The sequence below is a fragment of the Paracoccus stylophorae genome (assembly GCF_028553765.1).
Taxonomy (GTDB): domain Bacteria; phylum Pseudomonadota; class Alphaproteobacteria; order Rhodobacterales; family Rhodobacteraceae; genus Paracoccus; species Paracoccus stylophorae.
Map to the genome: position 1 here is coordinate 956,973 of NZ_CP067134.1, position 16,501 is coordinate 973,473.

The 16,501-nt window shown below is 67.2% G+C and carries 15 protein-coding genes; 8 read left to right on the forward strand and 7 right to left on the reverse strand.

The window, feature by feature from the left end; translation table 11 throughout:
- From rsmH to murD, 7 genes are all read left to right on the forward strand, one after another.
- Complete coding sequence (gene rsmH / locus JHW45_RS04780) at positions 1 to 999, forward strand: 16S rRNA (cytosine(1402)-N(4))-methyltransferase RsmH (protein WP_272859802.1); 999 nt, start codon at positions 1 to 3, stop codon at positions 997 to 999.
- A complete protein-coding gene (gene ftsL, locus JHW45_RS04785) occupies positions 999 to 1,346 on the forward strand; it encodes a cell division protein FtsL (RefSeq protein WP_272859803.1) in 348 nt (115 codons plus the stop codon). The genes rsmH and ftsL overlap by 1 nt, the downstream gene beginning before the upstream one ends.
- Entirely contained in the window at positions 1,343 to 3,175 is a 1,833-nt protein-coding gene (locus tag JHW45_RS04790; RefSeq protein ID WP_272859804.1) for a peptidoglycan D,D-transpeptidase FtsI family protein, read from the forward strand. Before ftsL ends, JHW45_RS04790 begins: the two co-directional genes overlap by 4 nt.
- Positions 3,172 to 4,671, forward strand: coding sequence for a UDP-N-acetylmuramoyl-L-alanyl-D-glutamate--2,6-diaminopimelate ligase (locus JHW45_RS04795; RefSeq protein WP_419181831.1), 1,500 nt, complete (start codon positions 3,172 to 3,174; stop codon positions 4,669 to 4,671). Before JHW45_RS04790 ends, JHW45_RS04795 begins: the two co-directional genes overlap by 4 nt.
- Positions 4,668 to 6,053, forward strand: a complete 1,386-nt coding sequence (locus JHW45_RS04800) for a UDP-N-acetylmuramoyl-tripeptide--D-alanyl-D-alanine ligase (protein ID WP_272859806.1) — start codon at positions 4,668 to 4,670, stop codon at positions 6,051 to 6,053. Before JHW45_RS04795 ends, JHW45_RS04800 begins: the two co-directional genes overlap by 4 nt.
- Positions 6,038 to 7,120 carry a phospho-N-acetylmuramoyl-pentapeptide-transferase gene (mraY, locus tag JHW45_RS04805; RefSeq protein ID WP_272859807.1) on the forward strand — a complete coding sequence of 361 codons (1,083 nt, stop codon included), beginning with the start codon at positions 6,038 to 6,040 and terminating at the stop codon, positions 7,118 to 7,120. Before JHW45_RS04800 ends, mraY begins: the two co-directional genes overlap by 16 nt.
- A 74-nt stretch (positions 7,121 to 7,194) precedes the next feature.
- Complete coding sequence (murD, locus tag JHW45_RS04810; RefSeq protein WP_272859808.1) at positions 7,195 to 8,598, forward strand: UDP-N-acetylmuramoyl-L-alanine--D-glutamate ligase; 1,404 nt, start codon at positions 7,195 to 7,197, stop codon at positions 8,596 to 8,598.
- 41 nt (positions 8,599 to 8,639) lie between these two features.
- On the opposite strand, the gene JHW45_RS04815 is transcribed toward murD, so the two are convergent.
- Positions 8,640 to 9,332 (reverse strand): DUF1045 domain-containing protein, encoded by a 693-nt coding sequence (locus JHW45_RS04815; protein WP_272859809.1) that lies wholly within the window; start codon positions 9,330 to 9,332, stop codon positions 8,640 to 8,642.
- 41 nt (positions 9,333 to 9,373) lie between these two features.
- Between JHW45_RS04815 and JHW45_RS04820 the strand changes: the two genes are divergently transcribed.
- Entirely contained in the window at positions 9,374 to 10,501 is a 1,128-nt protein-coding gene (locus tag JHW45_RS04820; protein WP_272859810.1) for an alpha-D-ribose 1-methylphosphonate 5-triphosphate diphosphatase, read from the forward strand.
- Positions 10,502 to 10,593: 92 nt separating this feature from the next.
- Here JHW45_RS04820 and JHW45_RS04825 read toward each other — a convergent pair whose 3' ends face one another.
- The 6 genes from JHW45_RS04825 to ugpB all read right to left on the reverse strand — a co-directional run bounded on the left by JHW45_RS04825 (position 10,594) and on the right by ugpB (position 16,367).
- Complete coding sequence (locus tag JHW45_RS04825; RefSeq protein ID WP_272859811.1) at positions 10,594 to 10,881, reverse strand: protealysin inhibitor emfourin; 288 nt, start codon at positions 10,879 to 10,881, stop codon at positions 10,594 to 10,596.
- Between the two features lie 129 nt (positions 10,882 to 11,010).
- On the reverse strand, positions 11,011 to 12,126 hold the full coding sequence (locus JHW45_RS04830) for a M4 family metallopeptidase (protein WP_272859812.1): 1,116 nt from the start codon (positions 12,124 to 12,126) through the stop codon (positions 11,011 to 11,013).
- A gap of 121 nt (positions 12,127 to 12,247) precedes the next feature.
- Positions 12,248 to 13,258, reverse strand: a complete 1,011-nt coding sequence (locus JHW45_RS04835; RefSeq protein WP_272859813.1) for a sn-glycerol-3-phosphate import ATP-binding protein UgpC — start codon at positions 13,256 to 13,258, stop codon at positions 12,248 to 12,250.
- Between the two features lies 1 nt (position 13,259).
- Complete coding sequence (gene ugpE / locus JHW45_RS04840; RefSeq protein ID WP_272859814.1) at positions 13,260 to 14,108, reverse strand: sn-glycerol-3-phosphate ABC transporter permease UgpE; 849 nt, start codon at positions 14,106 to 14,108, stop codon at positions 13,260 to 13,262.
- Positions 14,108 to 14,986, reverse strand: a complete 879-nt coding sequence (gene ugpA, locus JHW45_RS04845) for a sn-glycerol-3-phosphate ABC transporter permease UgpA (RefSeq protein ID WP_272859815.1) — start codon at positions 14,984 to 14,986, stop codon at positions 14,108 to 14,110. The genes ugpE and ugpA overlap by 1 nt, the downstream gene beginning before the upstream one ends.
- A gap of 61 nt (positions 14,987 to 15,047) precedes the next feature.
- Positions 15,048 to 16,367: a sn-glycerol-3-phosphate ABC transporter substrate-binding protein UgpB gene (ugpB, locus tag JHW45_RS04850; protein WP_272859816.1), complete on the reverse strand. Its 1,320-nt coding sequence runs from the start codon at positions 16,365 to 16,367 to the stop codon at positions 15,048 to 15,050.
- Between the last annotated feature and the right edge of the window lie 134 nt (positions 16,368 to 16,501).

The window sequence follows — 16,501 nt, forward strand, 5'->3', positions numbered from 1 at the left end:
ATGGCCGCGCCGCATGTCCCGGTCCTGCTGAAACCGCTTCTCAGGGCGGTCGAACCCGTCTCGGGCATCTGGCTGGACGGCACGTTCGGCGCCGGCGGCTATGCGCGCGGGCTGTTGCAGGCCGGCGCCGCGACCGTCATCGGCGTGGACCGCGACCCTGCGGTTCTGGCGATGGCGCGGGAATGGGCGGAGGAATACGGCGACCGGCTGCGTCTGGTCGAGGGCGTGTTTGCCGATCTGGACCGGCTGGCGGAAGAAGTTCTGGCCGATGAAGTTCAGGATGGCGGAAGGCTGGACGGTGTGGTGCTGGATCTGGGCGTCAGTTCGATGCAGCTGGATCAGGCCGAACGCGGCTTTTCCTTTCTGCGCGACGGTCCGCTGGACATGCGCATGGGGCAGGACGGCCCCTCGGCCGCCGATCTGCTGAACCGGGCCGACGAATCGACCATCGCCGACGTGCTGTTCCATTATGGCGAGGAACGCGCCTCGCGCCGGATCGCGCGCGCCATCGTCGCCGCGCGCCCGCTGTCGCGCACCGCCGAACTGGCCGAGATCGTGTCGTCCTGCCTGCCGCGCCCCAAGCCCGGCCAAAGCCATCCCGCCACACGCAGCTTTCAGGCGATCCGGATCTGGGTCAACGACGAGTTCCGGCAACTGGTCGAGGGGCTTTCGGCCGCGGAACGCGCGCTGAAGCCCGGCGGCAGGCTGGCCGTGGTCAGCTTTCATTCATTGGAGGATCGGATCGTGAAGCGCTTCATGCAGGCGCGGTCGAACAGTGCGGGCGGGGGCAGCCGCCATGCGCCGGTGGCGGATACCGCACCGGCGGCCTTCACCCTGCCGTTCCGCCGCGCCATCGGCCCCGACCCCGACGAGATGCAGGCCAATCCGCGCGCGCGTTCGGCGCTGCTGCGGGTGGCGGTGCGCACCCATGCGCCCGCAGCCCCGGTCGATGCAGGCGCGCTGGCCATGCCGCGCCTGCCCGAGAAAGGGGTCGGGTGATGCGGTCCGTGACCTATCTGGCGGTGACGCTGCTGGTGATGGGGCTGGCATTCTGGGCCTATCGCGAGAATTACCGCACCCAGGCCGCGATCAGCGAGATGGGCCAGGTCCAGCGCGAGATCGCCGTGCTGCGCGAGGATCTGGGCGTGCTGCGGGCCGAATGGGCCTATCTGAACCGGCCCGAACGGCTGCGCGAACTGGTCGATCTGAATTTCGAACGCCTGCAACTGGTGCCGGTCGATTCGGGTCAGTTCGTCGATCTGGGTCATGTCGATTACCCCAAACCCCCTGCCCCGCCGCCGACGCAGGACGGCCAAGACCCCACATCATCCGAGGAACAGCCATGATCCGCACCCCCTTGCGCCCGCTGGCCCGCATCCTTCGCGCCCGCGCCCGCGGCGAGAACCCCGACGAGATCGAGGCCGAGAATCGCCGCCTGCGGCACGAGGCGATCCAGGACAAGGCGCGCCGTCGCGCCGAGGGGCGGCTGGTGCTGATGTCGGCCTGTTTCGTGCTGGCCTTCGGCACGGTCGGCGTGCGGATGGGCGCCTTGGCGTCAAGCGATCCAAGCGAGCCGCGCAGCCAGGTGCTGTCGGCGCAGATCCTGTCGCAGCGCGCCGACATCACCGACCGGCGCGGCCGCGTGCTGGCCACGAACCTGCTGACCCATTCGCTGTATGCCCATCCCCACCAGATGGTCGATCCGGTGCGCGCGGCCACCGGGCTGGCCCGGATCTTTCCGGATCTGGATCAGGCACGGCTGACCAGGGATTTCACCGGCGGCCGCAAGTTCATGTGGATCAAGCGCAAGATCAGCCCCGAACAGATGCAGGCCGTCCACGACATCGGAGAGCCGGGCCTGCTGTTCGGCCCGCGCGAGATGCGCGTCTATCCCAACGGCCATGTCGCCAGCCATATCCTTGGCGGATCGGGCTTTGGCGCCGAGGGCGTCAGCAGCGCCGAGGTGCTGGGCGTCGCCGGCGTCGAGAAGGCGTTCGACAACTGGCTGCGCGACCCCTCGCATGACGGGGCGCCGCTGGCGCTGTCGATCGACCTGACCGTCCAGACGGCGATGGAGGAGGTGCTGTCGTCGGGCATGAAGATCATGAACGCCAAGGGCGCCGCCGGCATCCTGATGGAGGTGGCGACGGGCGAGGTGGTGGCGATGGCCAGCCTGCCCGATTTCGACCCCAACGACCGGCCCCGCCCGCTGCTGAAGGGCGATCCCTCCGACAGCCCGCTGTTCAATCGCGCGGTGCAGGGCCAGTACGAGCTGGGATCGACCTTCAAGATCTTTCCGGTCGCGCAGGCGCTGGACCTGAAGCTGATCAACCCCAATTCGGGCATCAATTCGTCCAGCCCGATGAAGATCGGCAAATACCTGATCCACGATTTCCACAATTACGGCAAACAGTTGAGTGCGACGGACGTGATCGTGAAATCCTCGAACGTGGGCACGGTGCGGATCGCGCAGATGCTGGGGGTCGAGCGGCAGCGGGACTTTCTGCAGAAACTGGGCCTGTTCCAGCCGACCCCGGTCGAGATGGTCGAGGCCCCGACCGGACAGCCGCTGGTGCCGTCGCGCTGGCCGGCGGTGACGGCGGCGACGGTGGCCTTCGGGCACGGGCTTGCCGCCAGCCCGCTGCATCTGGCCGCCGCCTATGCGACCATCGCCAATGGCGGCAGGCGGGTGACGCCCACGCTGATCCACGGCCGCAAGCGGCCGCAGGGCGAACAGGTCCTGTCGCCGCGCGCGGCCGAGATGGCGGTGGGGATGCTGCGGCAGGTGGTGACGCGCGGCACCGCCAAACAGGCCGAGGTCGAGGGATACGAGATCGCCGGCAAGACCGGCACCGCCGACAAGCCGCGCCCCTCGGGCGGGTATTACAAGAACAAGGTGGTCGCCACCTTCGCCTCGGTCTTTCCGGCCAGCGATCCGGCCTATGTGCTGATCGTGACGCTGGACGAACCCTCGGTCTCGACTGCGGGCGGCGGTGAAAGCCGCACCGCAGGCATGACCGCCGTGCCGGTCGCGGCCGAGATCGTGCGCCGGCTTGCGCCGCTGGTCGGGCTGAAGGCGCGGACGGACGAAAAGCTGCCGACGGTCGCCGCCCGCTTTCAGCCGCGTGTTGAACCTGCGCCCGCCGATGGGATAAAGCTCGTCTCGAACAAATGACGGGTGGCAGGGTGAGGCAAGGCACGAAGACGCTGTCGCAGCTGGGGTTGCGGGCACGCGACGGGCGCGACCCGCAGATCACCGGCATCTCGGTCGACAGCCGCACCGTCAAGCCGGGGCATGTGTTCGCCGCGCTGCCGGGCACGACCCTGCATGGCGGCGAGTTCATCCAGTATGCGCTGCGCATGGATGCCGCCGCCGTGCTGACCGACCGCGCCGGCGCCGAACTGGCCGCCGACCTGCTGTCGGAATGGGACGGCGCGCTGGTCGTGGCGCAGGACCCGCGGGCGGCGCTGGCCGGTGCCGCCGCGCTGTGGTTTCAGGCGCAGCCCGAGCATGTGGTCGCGGTCACGGGCACGTCGGGCAAGACCTCGGTCGTCAGCTTCACCCGCCAGATCTGGCAATCCCTGGGCCACAAGGCGATCAGCCTGGGCACGATGGGCGTGCAGGGCGATCACGAGGCGCGGCTGGCCCATACCACGCCCGAACCCGTGACCCTGCATCGCGTGCTGTCCGAGGCCGCGCAGGCGGGCGTCACCCATGCCGCGATGGAGGCGTCAAGCCACGGGCTGGACCAGCGGCGTCTGGACGGGGTCCGGGTCGAGGCCGGCGCGTTCACAAATTTCAGCCAGGATCACCTGGATTATCACACCGATTTCGACGACTATTTCGCCGCCAAGGCGCTGCTTTTCAACCACATTCTGGAAGACGGCGAGGCTGCGGTCATCAACGTCGACAGCGAGCGCGGCCGCCAGATGGCCGACATTGCGCGGGATCGCGGGCTGGCGCTGACGACCGTCGGACGCAGCGATCAGGCGATGCTGCGCATCCTTGGCCAGCGTTACGATGCGACCGGGCAGGATCTGCGCTTTTCGGTGGCGGGTCAGCCGCACATGGTCCGCCTGCCGCTGATCGGCGGGTTTCAGGCCGAAAACGTGCTGGCCGCGATGGGGCTGGTGCTGGCGGCGGGCGATCCGCCCGAAGGCGTGCTGCGCGCGCTGCCGGAATTGCAGACCGTGCGCGGCCGGATGCAGCTGGTCGCGCAGCGCGACAACGGCGCAGCGGTGTTCGTGGACTATGCCCACAAGCCCGGCGCGGTGATCGCCGCGCTGGAATCGCTGCGCCCGCATGTGCTGGGCCGCATCGTCTGCATCATCGGCGCGGGCGGCGACCGCGACCGGGGCAAGCGGCCGCTGATGGGTCAGGCGGCGCGCGATCATGCCGACGTGGTGATCGTGACCGACGACAACCCCCGCACCGAAGACCCGGCCGCCATCCGCGCCGCCGTGATGGACGGCGCCGGCCCCGAGGCGACCGAAATCGGCGACCGGGCCGAGGCGATCCTGCGCGGTGTCGATGCGCTGCAACCGGGCGATGCGCTGCTGATCTGCGGCAAGGGACACGAGACCGGCCAGATCGTCGGCCACGATGTCTATCCGTTCGACGATGCCGAACAGGCCTCGGTCGCCGTCGCGGCGCTGGACGGCCGCATATGACGCTGTGGCATGCGCAGGACGCCGCCGCCGCGACCGGCGGGCGGGCGCAGGGCGACTGGTCGGCGTCGGGCGTGTCCATCGACACCCGCACGATCCGGCCGGGCGATCTGTTCGTCGCGTTGAAGGACAGCCGCGACGGTCACGATTTCGTCGCGCAGGCGCTGGCCGGCGGCGCGGTCGCCGCGATGGTCAGCCGCATCCCCGAGGACGTGGCCGCCGATGCGCCGCTGCTGATCGTGTCCGACGTGCTGGCGGCGCTGACCGAACTGGGCCGGGCGGGGCGCGCGCGGACGGGCGGCCGCGTGATCGCCATCACCGGCTCGGTCGGCAAGACCTCGACGAAGGAAATGGCGCGCGTCGCATTGCAGGGGCAGGGGCGTATCCACGCCGCCGAGGCCAGTTACAACAATCACTGGGGGGTGCCGCTGACGCTGGCGCGGATGCCCGCGCAGACCGATTTCGCGATTGTCGAGATCGGGATGAACCATCCGGGCGAGATCGCGCCCCTGTCGCGCCTGGCCCGCCCGCATGTCGGCCTGATCACCACGGTCGCGGCCGCGCATCTCGAGGCGTTCGGCGCCATCGAAGGCATCGCCCGCGAAAAGGGCGCGCTGTTCGAGGGACTGGAATCGCCCGGCACGGCGGTCCTGCCCGAAGATCTGCCGGTCACGCCGATCCTGCGCGCCTGCGCCGACGCCGCAGACGCAATCGTGGTGGGGTTCGGACGCGACGGCATGGCCAGGCTGCTGCGGGCCGAACCGCAGAACGGCACCCTTGCCTGCCGCGCCCGGATCGCCGGCGCGACGGTCGATTTCACCTTGCAGACGACCGGTGTGCATTTCGCGCTGAACGCGGTCGGCGTGCTGGCCGCGCTGACGGCCGCCGGCGCCGATCCGCAACGATGTGCGGCGCGCCTGGCCGACTGGCTGCCGCCCGCGGGTCGCGGCGGAGTCGAGGATCTGCGCGGCATCCGGCTGATCGACGACGCGTTCAACGCCAATCCCGCCTCGCTGTCGGCGGGTCTGGCCACGCTGGCCGGGCTGGCGGGCGGACGCCGGATCGCGATCCTGGGCGACATGCTGGAGCTGGGCCCGGACGAGATCGACCTGCACCGCGCCGTGGCCGCCGATCCGGCGCTGGCCGCGGTCGATGTGATCCACACCGCAGGCCCCCGCATGCGCCATCTGCACAGGGCGCTGCCGCCCGAAAAACGCGGCGAATGGGCCGAGACCGCCGCCGAACTGGCCACGATCGCATCCACGCTGGTGGCGCCGGGCGACATCGTGCTGGTGAAGGGGTCGAAATCCTCGCAGATCTCGGCCGTGGTTCAGGCGTTGCGCAATTCCCTCAGGAAAGAGAACGACGAATGCTCTATTGGCTGAGCAGCTTTTCCGAAGGGGGCGACCTCTTCAACCTGTTCCGATACATCACCTTTCGCGCCGGCGCGGCGTTCTTCACGGCGCTGATCTTCGGCTTCATTTTCGGGCGGCCGCTGATCGACTTTCTGCGCCGCACCCAGAAAAAGGGTCAGCCGATCCGCGATGACGGGCCGGAAGGCCATCTGGTCAAGGCCGGGACGCCGACGATGGGCGGGCTTCTGATCCTGTCGGCGCTGTTCGTGTCCACGCTGCTGTGGGCGCGGCTGGACAACGGCTATGTCTGGGTCGTCCTGACGGTGACGGCGGGCTATGCGGCGATCGGCTTTGCCGACGACTATGCCAAGATCAGCAAGATGAACACCAAGGGGGTGCCGGGCCGGGTGCGCATGGGGCTGGGGCTGGCGCTGGCCTTCATCGCCTCGGCCTGGGCGATGTGGCTGCATCCCGCCGATCTGACCGGCCAGCTTGCGCTGCCGGTGTTCAAGAACGCGCTGATCGATCTGAGCCTGTTCTTCATCCCCTTCGCCATGCTGGTGATCGTCGGCGCCGCCAACGCGGTCAACCTGACGGACGGGCTGGACGGTCTGGCGATCATGCCGGTGATGATCGCCGCCGGCACGCTGGGGGTCATCGCCTACACCGTCGGGCGGGTCGATTTCACCACCTATCTGGGCGTCCACCACGTCCCCGGCACGGGCGAGATCCTGATCTTCGTCGCAGCCCTGATCGGCGGCGGTCTGGGGTTTCTGTGGTATAACGCGCCGCCGGCGGCGGTCTTCATGGGCGATACCGGCAGCCTTGCCCTGGGCGGCGCTTTGGGCGCCATCGCCGTCGTCACCAAGCACGAGATCGTGCTGGCCATCGTCGGCGGCCTGTTCGTGGTCGAGGCGCTGAGCGTCATCATCCAGGTCCTCTATTTCAAGCGCACCGGCAGGCGCGTCTTCCTGATGGCCCCGATCCACCACCATTTCGAAAAGCTGGGCTGGGGAGAGGCGCAGATCGTCATCCGCTTCTGGATCATCTCGCTGATCCTGGCGCTGATCGGGCTTGCGACCCTGAAGCTGCGCTGATCTTCTTCTTTGTGGAAATACCCTGCGGGGGTCCGGGGGCGCAAAGCCCCCGGCGTCGAAAGCCGGAGCCACGCATGATCCCTGTCGAAGGCGTCGAAGACCAGACCATCGCCGTTCTCGGCCTTGGCCGTTCGGGCCGGGCCACGGCCGCCGCGCTGGCGGCGGGCGGCGCGCATGTGATCGCGTGGGATGACGGCAACGACACGCGCGAGGCCGCCGCAGCCGACGGTCTGACCATCGTCGATCTGACGCGGGACGAGGCCTGGCATGGCGTCACCGCGCTGATCGCCAGCCCCGGCATCCCGCATCTTTATCCGCGCCCGCACCCGGTGATCGCGCACGCCTATGCGCTTGGCGTGCCGGTGGACAACGATATCGGGTTGTTCTTTCGCAGCTATGCCACGCCCGACTGGGACGGGTTCGACCGCGCGCCGCGCGTGATCGCCGTCACCGGATCGAACGGCAAATCCACCACCACCGCGCTGATCCACCACATCCTGCAGGAATGTGGTCGGCCCACGCAGATGGGCGGCAATATCGGCACTGGCGTCCTGTCGCTGGAACCCGCCGTCGATGGCGAGGTCGTGGTGCTGGAACTGTCCAGCTATCAGACCGATCTGGCGCGCGCGCTGACGCCCGATGTCGCCGTCTTCACCAATCTGTCGCCCGATCATCTGGACCGGCATGGCGGACCCGGCGGCTATTTCGCGGCCAAGCGGCGGCTGTTTGCCGAAGGCGGCCCCGATCGCGCCGTGATCGGCGTCGATGAGCCCGAGGGGCTGTTTCTGGCCGGCCAGATGCAGATGGGGCCGACCGACGACCGGGTGATCCGCATCTCGTCGGGGCAAAAGCTGGACGGGGCGGCGTGGTCGGTCTTTGCCCGCAAGGGGTTTCTGGCCGAATACCGCAAGGGGCGGCAGGCGGGGTCCGTCGATCTGCGCCAGATCGCCGGTCTGCCCGGCGCGCATAATCATCAGAACGCCTGCGCCGCCTATGCCGCCTGCCGCGCCGTCGGGCTGGCACCGCGCCAGATCGAGGCCGCGTTTCACAGCTTTGCCGGCCTGCCGCATCGCAGCCAGCTGGTGGCCCAGATCGGCGGCGTGCGATACGTCAACGATTCCAAGGCCACCAATGTCGATGCCGCGGCCAAGGCGTTGCAGGCTTTCGACGGCATCCGCTGGATCGCCGGCGGTCTGGGCAAGGACGGCGGGATCGGCGCGCTGCTGCCCCATCTCGACCGGGTCGCCAAGGCCTATCTGATCGGACATTCGGCACGCGACTTCGCGCTCGAGATCGGCCAGACCCCGCACGAGATCGTCGAGACGATGGACCGCGCCGTGGCCCTGGCCGCGTCCGAGGCGCAGCCGGGCGAGACCGTGCTGCTGGCGCCGGCGGCGGCCAGTTTCGACCAGTATCCGAACTTCGAAAAACGCGGCGAGCATTTCACCGCGCTGGTCCATGCTCTGAAGACAGAGTGATCCGGTCCGGCTTTTCAGCGGCGACGTTCAGCCGCGCGGGATCAACCGTTCAAAGGCGCGCGTTCGATCTGGTGGAACCGGCCCTCCGCGTCCTCGCCCACCAATGTCAGCGCGTCGATCAGCTGCGGGTCGGGCAGGAACGGCGCAAGATGCGGCCTCAGGCTGGCGATGAGCGCCTCGACCGCGACCGGCGACAGGCGCCCGCCAAGCGTCATGTGAAACCGGAACTGGTCCATGACCCAGGGATAGCCCCATTCGTCCAGCAGCTGCACCTGTCGCGGCGTCAGCCGGTCGGGGTTGCGGCGCGCGCGGTCCTGCGGCGTCAGGGGGGCGCGGAAATCGTCCACCCCGGCCACGACCCGCGCCGCCAGATCCTGCAAATCCTGGCAGGGCGCGGCCGGGATCAGCGCCGAAAACCCGTCCAGCGCCGCAAGAACCAGCCCGCCGGGCAGGGCGACGGGCGGCTGGCCGGCGGCCAGCGCCCGCAGGCTTGCCAGCAGGTCGGGTTCGCGGCAGCCTTGGGCCAGACGGAAGGGCGGCTTCAGCGTGGCGTGAAAGCCATAGCGGCGGGGGGTCCGGGTCAGCGCCTCGATCCGCGCGGGCCGGGCCTTGCCGCGTCCGGGGGGCGGAACCGGCTGGCCGGTGGCGATGTCCCAACCCAGCCATGTCGCCCCGAATTCGGCCAGCGGCCCGGTGGCGGTGTAGTAGATCGCGAAACGCCGCCAATCGCGCATGTCTGCTTGACCTTCCTGCCGTTTCGCCCCAGCCATGGCCCATGACCGAGACCGTCCTGACCAATGCGCGGCTGATCCTGCCCGAACGGGTGATGAATGGCCATATCGTCCTGCGCGACGGCAAGATCGCCGAGCTTGGCGACGGTCCGGCACATGGTCACGACATGCAGGGCGATTTCGTGGCACCCGGTCTGGTCGAGCTGCACACCGACAATCTGGAACGCCATATCCGGCCGCGCCCACAGGTGGACTGGCCGCATCCGCAGGCGATCCTGGCCCATGACGCGGAACTGGCCGGCACCGGGATCACCACGGTGTTCGATGCGCTGCGCGTCGGCTCGATCCGGTGGCGGCCGAATTACGGCGCCTATGCACGGGCGCTGAGCCGCGAGATCGACGCGGTGCGCGCGGCCGGTCTGCTGCGGATCAGCCATCATCTGCATCTGCGCGCCGAAATCTGCAGCGAAACCCTGGTCGAGGAACTGGCGCAGTTCGGCCCCGGCGACCGGGTGCGGCTGGTCAGCATCATGGATCACACGCCGGGACAGCGGCAGTTGCGCGATGTGACGCTGGCGCGGAAATTCATCGCCGCCCGGTCGGGGATGAGCGCGGACGAGGTCGTCGATTTCGACCGCCGCCTGCGCGCCCTGCGGGCCGACAAGGGCCCGGAAAACGAGAAGGCGGCCTTCGATTTCGCCCGCGCCGTCGGCGCGGTGGTCGCGAGCCACGATGACACCACCAAAGACCATGTCGCAAGTTCCGCGGCGCGCGGCATCCGCCTGGCGGAGTTTCCGACGACGCCCGAGGCGGCGCGGGCCTGCCGCGATCACGGCATCCGCATCGTCATGGGCGCGCCGAACCTGATCCGCGGCGGGTCCCATTCCGGCAATGTGGACGCCGCGACGCTGGCCCGCGACGATCTGCTGGATATCGTCAGTTCCGATTACGTGCCCGCCGCCCTGCTGAATGCGGGGCTGTTGCTGGCCCGGCTGTGGGACGATCTGCCGCGAGGGGTGGCGACCATCACCGCGACGCCCGCCGATGCGGTGGGGCTGGCCGATCGCGGAAGGCTGGCGCCGGGGCTGCGCGGCGATCTGATCCGGTTCCGGGTGCATGAGGACGCGGCAGTGCTGCGCGGCACATGGGTCGCAGGCGCGCGCGTCGCGTGACGGGCCGGTAAACGGGCGGCCGCATCCTGTGTGGGCGTTGACCCTGACCGCCGAACGCGGGGCGGGTTCCGACGCGGGCTGTGCCGCCGATCCTACATCTGGTCGATCAGATCCAGAATCTCGGGCGGCAACTGGTCTTCGCGGATGTCATAGACATGGGCGCCGTCCTGCCGGTCGCGCACCGTGATGCGATAGACAAGCATGTCCGCCGCCTTGCGGTTTCCCGACCGCGAGGCAAGCTGGCGCAGATCGCGCGGTTCGAACGCGCTGCAGATCTCTTCGCGCAGCGAGGGGCTCTGCTGGTCGACGTCGATACGTTTATGCGTGGCGGCGGCGGGAATCCCGCCGAAACCGCCGCTGGACGAGATTTCAATGATCATGGCAAAGCATCCGGCCGCCAGTGTTGTGCAACTCATTGCACCAAAGATAGGGCGAGACGGATGTTTCGGCAAGGTGGCCAGATAGGCAGGGTCGGCCGCGCGCCGGTGGGGGCTGCGTGGCCGGCGGTCTCAGGTCGGCAGGCCCACCAGTTTCCAGGCGCGGCGCAGCATCACCATCTCCGTGCTGCCCATGCCGTAAAGATTGATCGCCGCCCCTACCGTCTGATCCGACCATTCCGCAAAGCTGGCCATCGGATTGTTCAGGTCCTGCAAGGCGCGATACCAGATCTGGCCGGGTTTTTCCCATGAATTGCCGCCCAACAGCATGCAGAACAGATAGAAGGCGTGGTTGGGGATGCCCGAATTGATGTGCACGCCGCCATTGTCGTCGCTGGTGGACAGGAAATTGTCCATGTGGAACGGCTGCGGGTCCTGGCCCAGAAGATCGTCGTGATAGGCGGTGCCGGGCGCCTTCATGCTGCGCAACCCGCTGCCGTTGATGTCCGGCCCCAGCAATTCGCCGCCGATGATCCAGTCGGCCTCATGCGCGGTCTGGCCCAGATTGCGCTGCTGGGCGATGGCGGCGAACACGTCCGCGATGCTTTCGTTCAGCGCCCCCGCCTGATCCTGATAGACCAGCCCGCCGGAATACTGGATGACGCCGTGGGTCATCTCGTGCGCGATCACCGACAGATCGATGAAGGTCTTGAACAGCTTGCCGTCGCCATTGCCGAAGGCCATCTGGTCGCCGTTCCAGAACGCGTTGTTATAGTTGCGGCGGTGGTTCACCGTCGCGATCAGCGGCAGGCCGTTGCCGTCCAGCGAGTTGCGGTCGAACTGATCGGCGTAAAGGCCAAAGACCTCGCCCATCGCATCATACATCCGGTCGGCATCCGCGATGCCGCAGGGGCCGTCGCCCTCGGACCGGACAAGCGGGCCGGGCAGGGCGGCCCGGTGCTGGCCGTCATGGACCCGGCGGTCGGGTTCGCAGGCCGCCGCCGCGGCCAGCCGGGTGCGACCGCGCCCCGCCACCGCGCCGAACGGCGGTGCCGTATCGTCGGGGGCCGGGACCGGGTGGATGTGATCCTCACGCTCTTGCCGCAGCTTTTGCGACTGTTTCAGCAGGGATTTCGCCATCTCGGCCATACGTTCGTCGCCGCGCAGCGCGATCACCCGCAGCATGTGCGGCGGAACGATGCATTCGATGGGATGGTGTGCGCCGCGCGGGCAGACCGAAAAACACATGCCTCAAAATCCTCTTGCTCAGGGAATCGAGGTTAACACAAGCCGCGCCTGGAACAAAGAGGGAACATCAGCCCTGAGACTGGGGCCGCGTCGCGATCCCGCAACGCCGGCCGCCGCGGCGTCAGGCCAGTCGCCTGCCGGTCTTTGCGTCGAAACGGTGCAGCGCGGCCGGCGGGGCCGACAGGCGCAGCACGTCCTGAAGGTCGCTGTCCGACGGCAGGGCGACGGTCACATCCGTCGTGCCGCCGACCTGGCCGTGAACCAGACGCTGCGCGCCCAGCTCCTCGACCGCGCGCACGTGCAGCTCGATCGGGCCGTCGCGGTCCAGATCCAGATCCTCGGGGCGGATGCCGATCAGGGCGGCGTGTCCGCTGCCCGGCAGATGCGGCACGGCGCTGGTCGGGATCAGGTTCATCGCCGGGCTGCCGATGAAGCTTGCGACAAAGGTCGTGGCGGGTTTGCGATAGACCTCCAGCGGGGTGCCGATCTGTTCGACCTGACCGCCGTTCAGCACCACCAGCCGGTCGGCCAGCGTCATCGCCTCAAGCTGGTCGTGGGTCACGTAAAGCGATGTGGTGTGCAGCCGCTTTTGCAGTTCCTTGATCTCGAGGCGCATGGCCACGCGCAGCTTGGCATCCAGGTTGGACAGCGGTTCATCGAACAGGAACGCGGCGGGTTCGCGCACGATCGCCCGCCCCATCGCGACGCGCTGCCGCTGGCCGCCCGACAGGGCGCGGGGTTTGCGGTCGAGGAACTGGCCGATCTGAAGGATCTCGGCCGCCTCATCGACGCGGCGCTTGATCTCGGCCTTGGGCGTGCGGCGGTTCTTCAGACCGTAGGCCAGGTTCTGGCGCACCGACATATGCGGGTAAAGCGCATAGTTCTGGAACACCATCGCGATGTCGCGATCCGCCGGTTCGACCTTGTTCATGACCCGGTCGCCGATCCTGACCTCGCCATCGGTGATGCTTTCCAGCCCGGCCACCATCCGCAGCAGGGTGGACTTGCCGCAGCCCGAGGGGCCGACCAGGACGATGAACTCGCCATCGGCGATGTCGATATTCACGTCGCCCACGGCGCGGGTGCCGCCGGGATAGACCTTGCCAAGATTGTCCAGAGTGATGGATGCCAAGTTATTTCTCCGTCTCGACAAGACCTTTGACGAACAGTTTCTGCATGCCGATGACGACCGCGACCGGCGGCAGCATCGCCAGCACGGCGGTGGCCATCACCAGATGCCACTGGGGCAGGCCATCGACCGCGTCGGCCATCCGCTTGATGCCCGCGACGATGGTGTAATACTGCGCGTCGGTGGTGATCAGCAGCGGCCACAGATACTGGTTCCAGCCATAGATGAACAGGATGACGAACAGCGCCGCCATGTTGGTGCGCGACAGCGGCAGCAGGATGTCGCGGAAGAATTTCATCGGCCCCGCCCCGTCGATCCGCGCCGCCTCGACCAATTCGTCCGGCATGGTCAGGAACACCTGGCGGAACAGGAAGGTGGCGGTGGCGCTGGCGATCAGCGGGATCGACAGGCCGGCATAGCTGTTCAGCAGGCCAAGCCCGGCGACCACCTGGAAGGTCGGCACGATCCGCACCTCGACCGGCAGCATCAGCGTCACGAAGATGCACCAGAAGGCCAGACCCCGCAGCGGAAAGCGGAAATAGACGATGGCGAAGGCCGACAGGATCGAGATGGCGATCTTGCCGATGGCGATGGCCAGCGCCATGATCAGGCTGTTGAACATCATCGTGGCGACGGGCGGGGTGCCGCTGGTCGAGACGCCGGATTCCAGCATCCGCGAATAATTCTCGATCAGGTGCGGGCCGGGCCACATCGGGATGACGCCCGACATGAAATCCGTCGCAGTGTGGGTCGAGGCGACGAACGCCACCCACAGCGGCAGCCCGACGACGACGACGCCCAGAATCAGCACCAGATGGGCCAGCGCGTTCAGGCCGGGGCGGTTCTCGATCATCAGTATTCCACCTTCTTCTCGACCCAACGGAACTGGATCACGGTCAGCGAGATCACCAGCAGCATCAGGATCACCGACTGCGCCGCCGAACTGCCGATATTCTGGCCGACGAAGCCGTCGAAATAGACCTTGTAGACCATGATGTTGGTGGCCTGGGCCGGGCCGCCCTCGGTGGTGGCGTCGATCACGCCGAACGTCTCGAACATCGAATAGACGATGTTGACGACCAGCAGGAAGAAGGTGGTGGGCGACAGCAGCGGAAAGGTGATGTCGAAGAAGCGCCGCACCGGGCCTGCGCCGTCGATGGCCGCAGCCTCGCGCAGGCTGGCGGGGATGGCTTGCAGCCCGGCGACGAAGAACAGGAAGTTGTAGCTGATCTGCTTCCACGCGCTGGCGATCACGACCAGGATCATGGCGTCGGTCTTGGAACTGACATGGTTCCAGTCATAGCCGATGACATCCAGCACATAGGGCATGACCCCGACCGTCGGATTGAAGATGAACCACCACAGGATGCCCGCGACGGCGGGCGCGACGGCATAAGGCCAGACCAGCAGCGTCGTATAGACCCGCGCCGATTTCAGCATCCGGTCCACCGCCACGGCCAGCAGCAGGGCGGTGCCCATCGACACGGCGGTGACCGACACCGCGAAAATCGCCGTGACCTGCAACGAGTTCAGGTATTCGGGGCTGTCCAGAAGCGCGCGAAAATTGGTCAGCCCGACAAAGCTGGTCTTGATGCCGAACGCATCCTCGCGCAGAAAGCTTTGCCTGACGGCCTGGCCGGCGGGCCACAGAAAGAAGATGAAGGTGATGGCCAGTTGCGGCGCCAGCAGAAGCCAGGGCAGCAGTTGATTGCTGAAGATCGTGCGCTTCATCTTGTATCCGGTCGGGAATTGGGGCGGGGGCCACGACCGAACGCGGCCCCCATGTCCGAGCCTACTGGTTCTGGGCCTGGAATTCTTCGATCAGCTTGTTGCCGCGTTCCACGACGCTGTCCAGCGCGCCCTGCGCGTCCTTGGACCCGTTCAGCAGCTGTTCGAATTCCTCGTCGATGATGCCGCGGATCTGGACATAGTTGCCAAAGCGCAGACCCTTGGAATTCTCGGTCGGCGGATTCAGGGTGATTTCCTGAAGCCCGACCTCGGAACCGGGGTTCTCTTCGTAGTATCCCTGTTCCTTGCCCAGATCATAGGCCGCCTGCGTGATCGGCAGATAGCCCGAGAACTGGTGCCAGTCGGCCTGCACCTCGGGGCTGGAGAGATATTCGAAGAACTTCGCCACGCCGGCATATTCGGCGTCGGGCCGACCCGACAGCACCCACAGCGTCGCACCGCCGATGATGGTGTTCTGCGGCGCCCCTTCGACATCGTCGTAATAGGGCAGCATGCCGAAGCCCAGTTCGAAGTCCTGGGCGTTCGCGATCACGCCGGCCCGGCTGGCCGAGCTGTTCATGATCATCGCGCATTCCTGCGAGTAGAACATCGGCGGCGCGTTGTCGCCGCCCACCGGGCCGCCATATTTGAAGATGCCCTCATCGGCCCATCTCTTCAGGTTGTTCCAGTGCTTGACCTGCACCGGCCCGTTCACCGTCAGCCGCGCGTCCAGCCCGCCAAAGCCGTTCTGTTCGGTGCCGATGGGCTGGTTGTGCCAGGCGCTGAAATTTTCGGTCTGGATCCAGCTGACCCACCCCGTGGTGAAGCCGCAACTGGCGGCGCCGCTGTCGATGATCTTCTTCGAGTATTCTTCCATCTCGGCCCAGGTCTTGGGCGGCTGTTCGGGGTCCAGCCCGGCCTTTTCGAACACGTCCTTGTTGTAATACAGGATCGGGGTCGAGCTGTTGAACGGCATCGACAGCATGTTGCCATCGGTATCGGTGTAGTAACCCACGACCGCCGGCAGGAAGGCTTCCGGATCGAACGCCACGTCGTTATCCTGCATCAGCTGATAGACCGGAACGATGGCGCCCTCGGCGGCCATCATGGTGCCGGTGCCGACCTCGAAGACCTGCACGATGGCCGGCTGTTCCTTGGCCCGGAAGGCGGCGATGGCCGCGGTCATCGTCTCGGGATAGGTGCCCTTGTAGGAGGGCATGACATTGTATTCGTCCTGGCTTTCGTTGAAGCCCTTGACGATCTCTTCGAGCTTGGTGCCCAACTCGCCGCCCATCGCGTGCCACCACTGGATGTCGGTCTGGGCCTGCGCGGCCGTCAGCGACGCGATCAGCGCCACGGTGGATGCGGTAAACAATCTGGTCATGGTGTCCTCCTGTTGGGATGCGCTTGCGACCATCGGCCTAGCGGCGAACGGTAACGAAAGCGCAACGTTATTATGACCGAAATGTGACGGGCTTTGAGCGGCGGGTCAATACGCGAAAATTTGCGTTGTTGTTC

Excerpts from the sequence above, each read along its gene's own strand:
- JHW45_RS04800 (WP_272859806.1), top strand. The coding sequence starts at position 4,668 with ATGACGCTGTGGCATGCGCAGGACGCCGCCGCCGCGACCGGCGGGCGG.
- ugpE (WP_272859814.1), bottom strand. The coding sequence starts at position 14,108 with ATGATCGAGAACCGCCCCGGCCTGAACGCGCTGGCCCATCTGGTGCTG.
- ugpB (WP_272859816.1), bottom strand. The coding sequence starts at position 16,367 with ATGACCAGATTGTTTACCGCATCCACCGTGGCGCTGATCGCGTCGCTG.
- murD (WP_272859808.1), top strand. The coding sequence starts at position 7,195 with ATGATCCCTGTCGAAGGCGTCGAAGACCAGACCATCGCCGTTCTCGGC.
- rsmH (WP_272859802.1), top strand. The coding sequence starts at position 1 with ATGGCCGCGCCGCATGTCCCGGTCCTGCTGAAACCGCTTCTCAGGGCG.
- ugpA (WP_272859815.1), bottom strand. The coding sequence starts at position 14,986 with ATGAAGCGCACGATCTTCAGCAATCAACTGCTGCCCTGGCTTCTGCTG.
- JHW45_RS04815 (WP_272859809.1), bottom strand. The coding sequence starts at position 9,332 with ATGCGCGATTGGCGGCGTTTCGCGATCTACTACACCGCCACCGGGCCG.
- JHW45_RS04790 (WP_272859804.1), top strand. The coding sequence starts at position 1,343 with ATGATCCGCACCCCCTTGCGCCCGCTGGCCCGCATCCTTCGCGCCCGC.
- JHW45_RS04830 (WP_272859812.1), bottom strand. The coding sequence starts at position 12,126 with ATGTGTTTTTCGGTCTGCCCGCGCGGCGCACACCATCCCATCGAATGC.
- JHW45_RS04820 (WP_272859810.1), top strand. The coding sequence starts at position 9,374 with ATGACCGAGACCGTCCTGACCAATGCGCGGCTGATCCTGCCCGAACGG.
- JHW45_RS04795 (WP_419181831.1), top strand. The coding sequence starts at position 3,172 with ATGACGGGTGGCAGGGTGAGGCAAGGCACGAAGACGCTGTCGCAGCTG.
- mraY (WP_272859807.1), top strand. The coding sequence starts at position 6,038 with ATGCTCTATTGGCTGAGCAGCTTTTCCGAAGGGGGCGACCTCTTCAAC.
- JHW45_RS04825 (WP_272859811.1), bottom strand. The coding sequence starts at position 10,881 with ATGATCATTGAAATCTCGTCCAGCGGCGGTTTCGGCGGGATTCCCGCC.
- ftsL (WP_272859803.1), top strand. The coding sequence starts at position 999 with ATGCGGTCCGTGACCTATCTGGCGGTGACGCTGCTGGTGATGGGGCTG.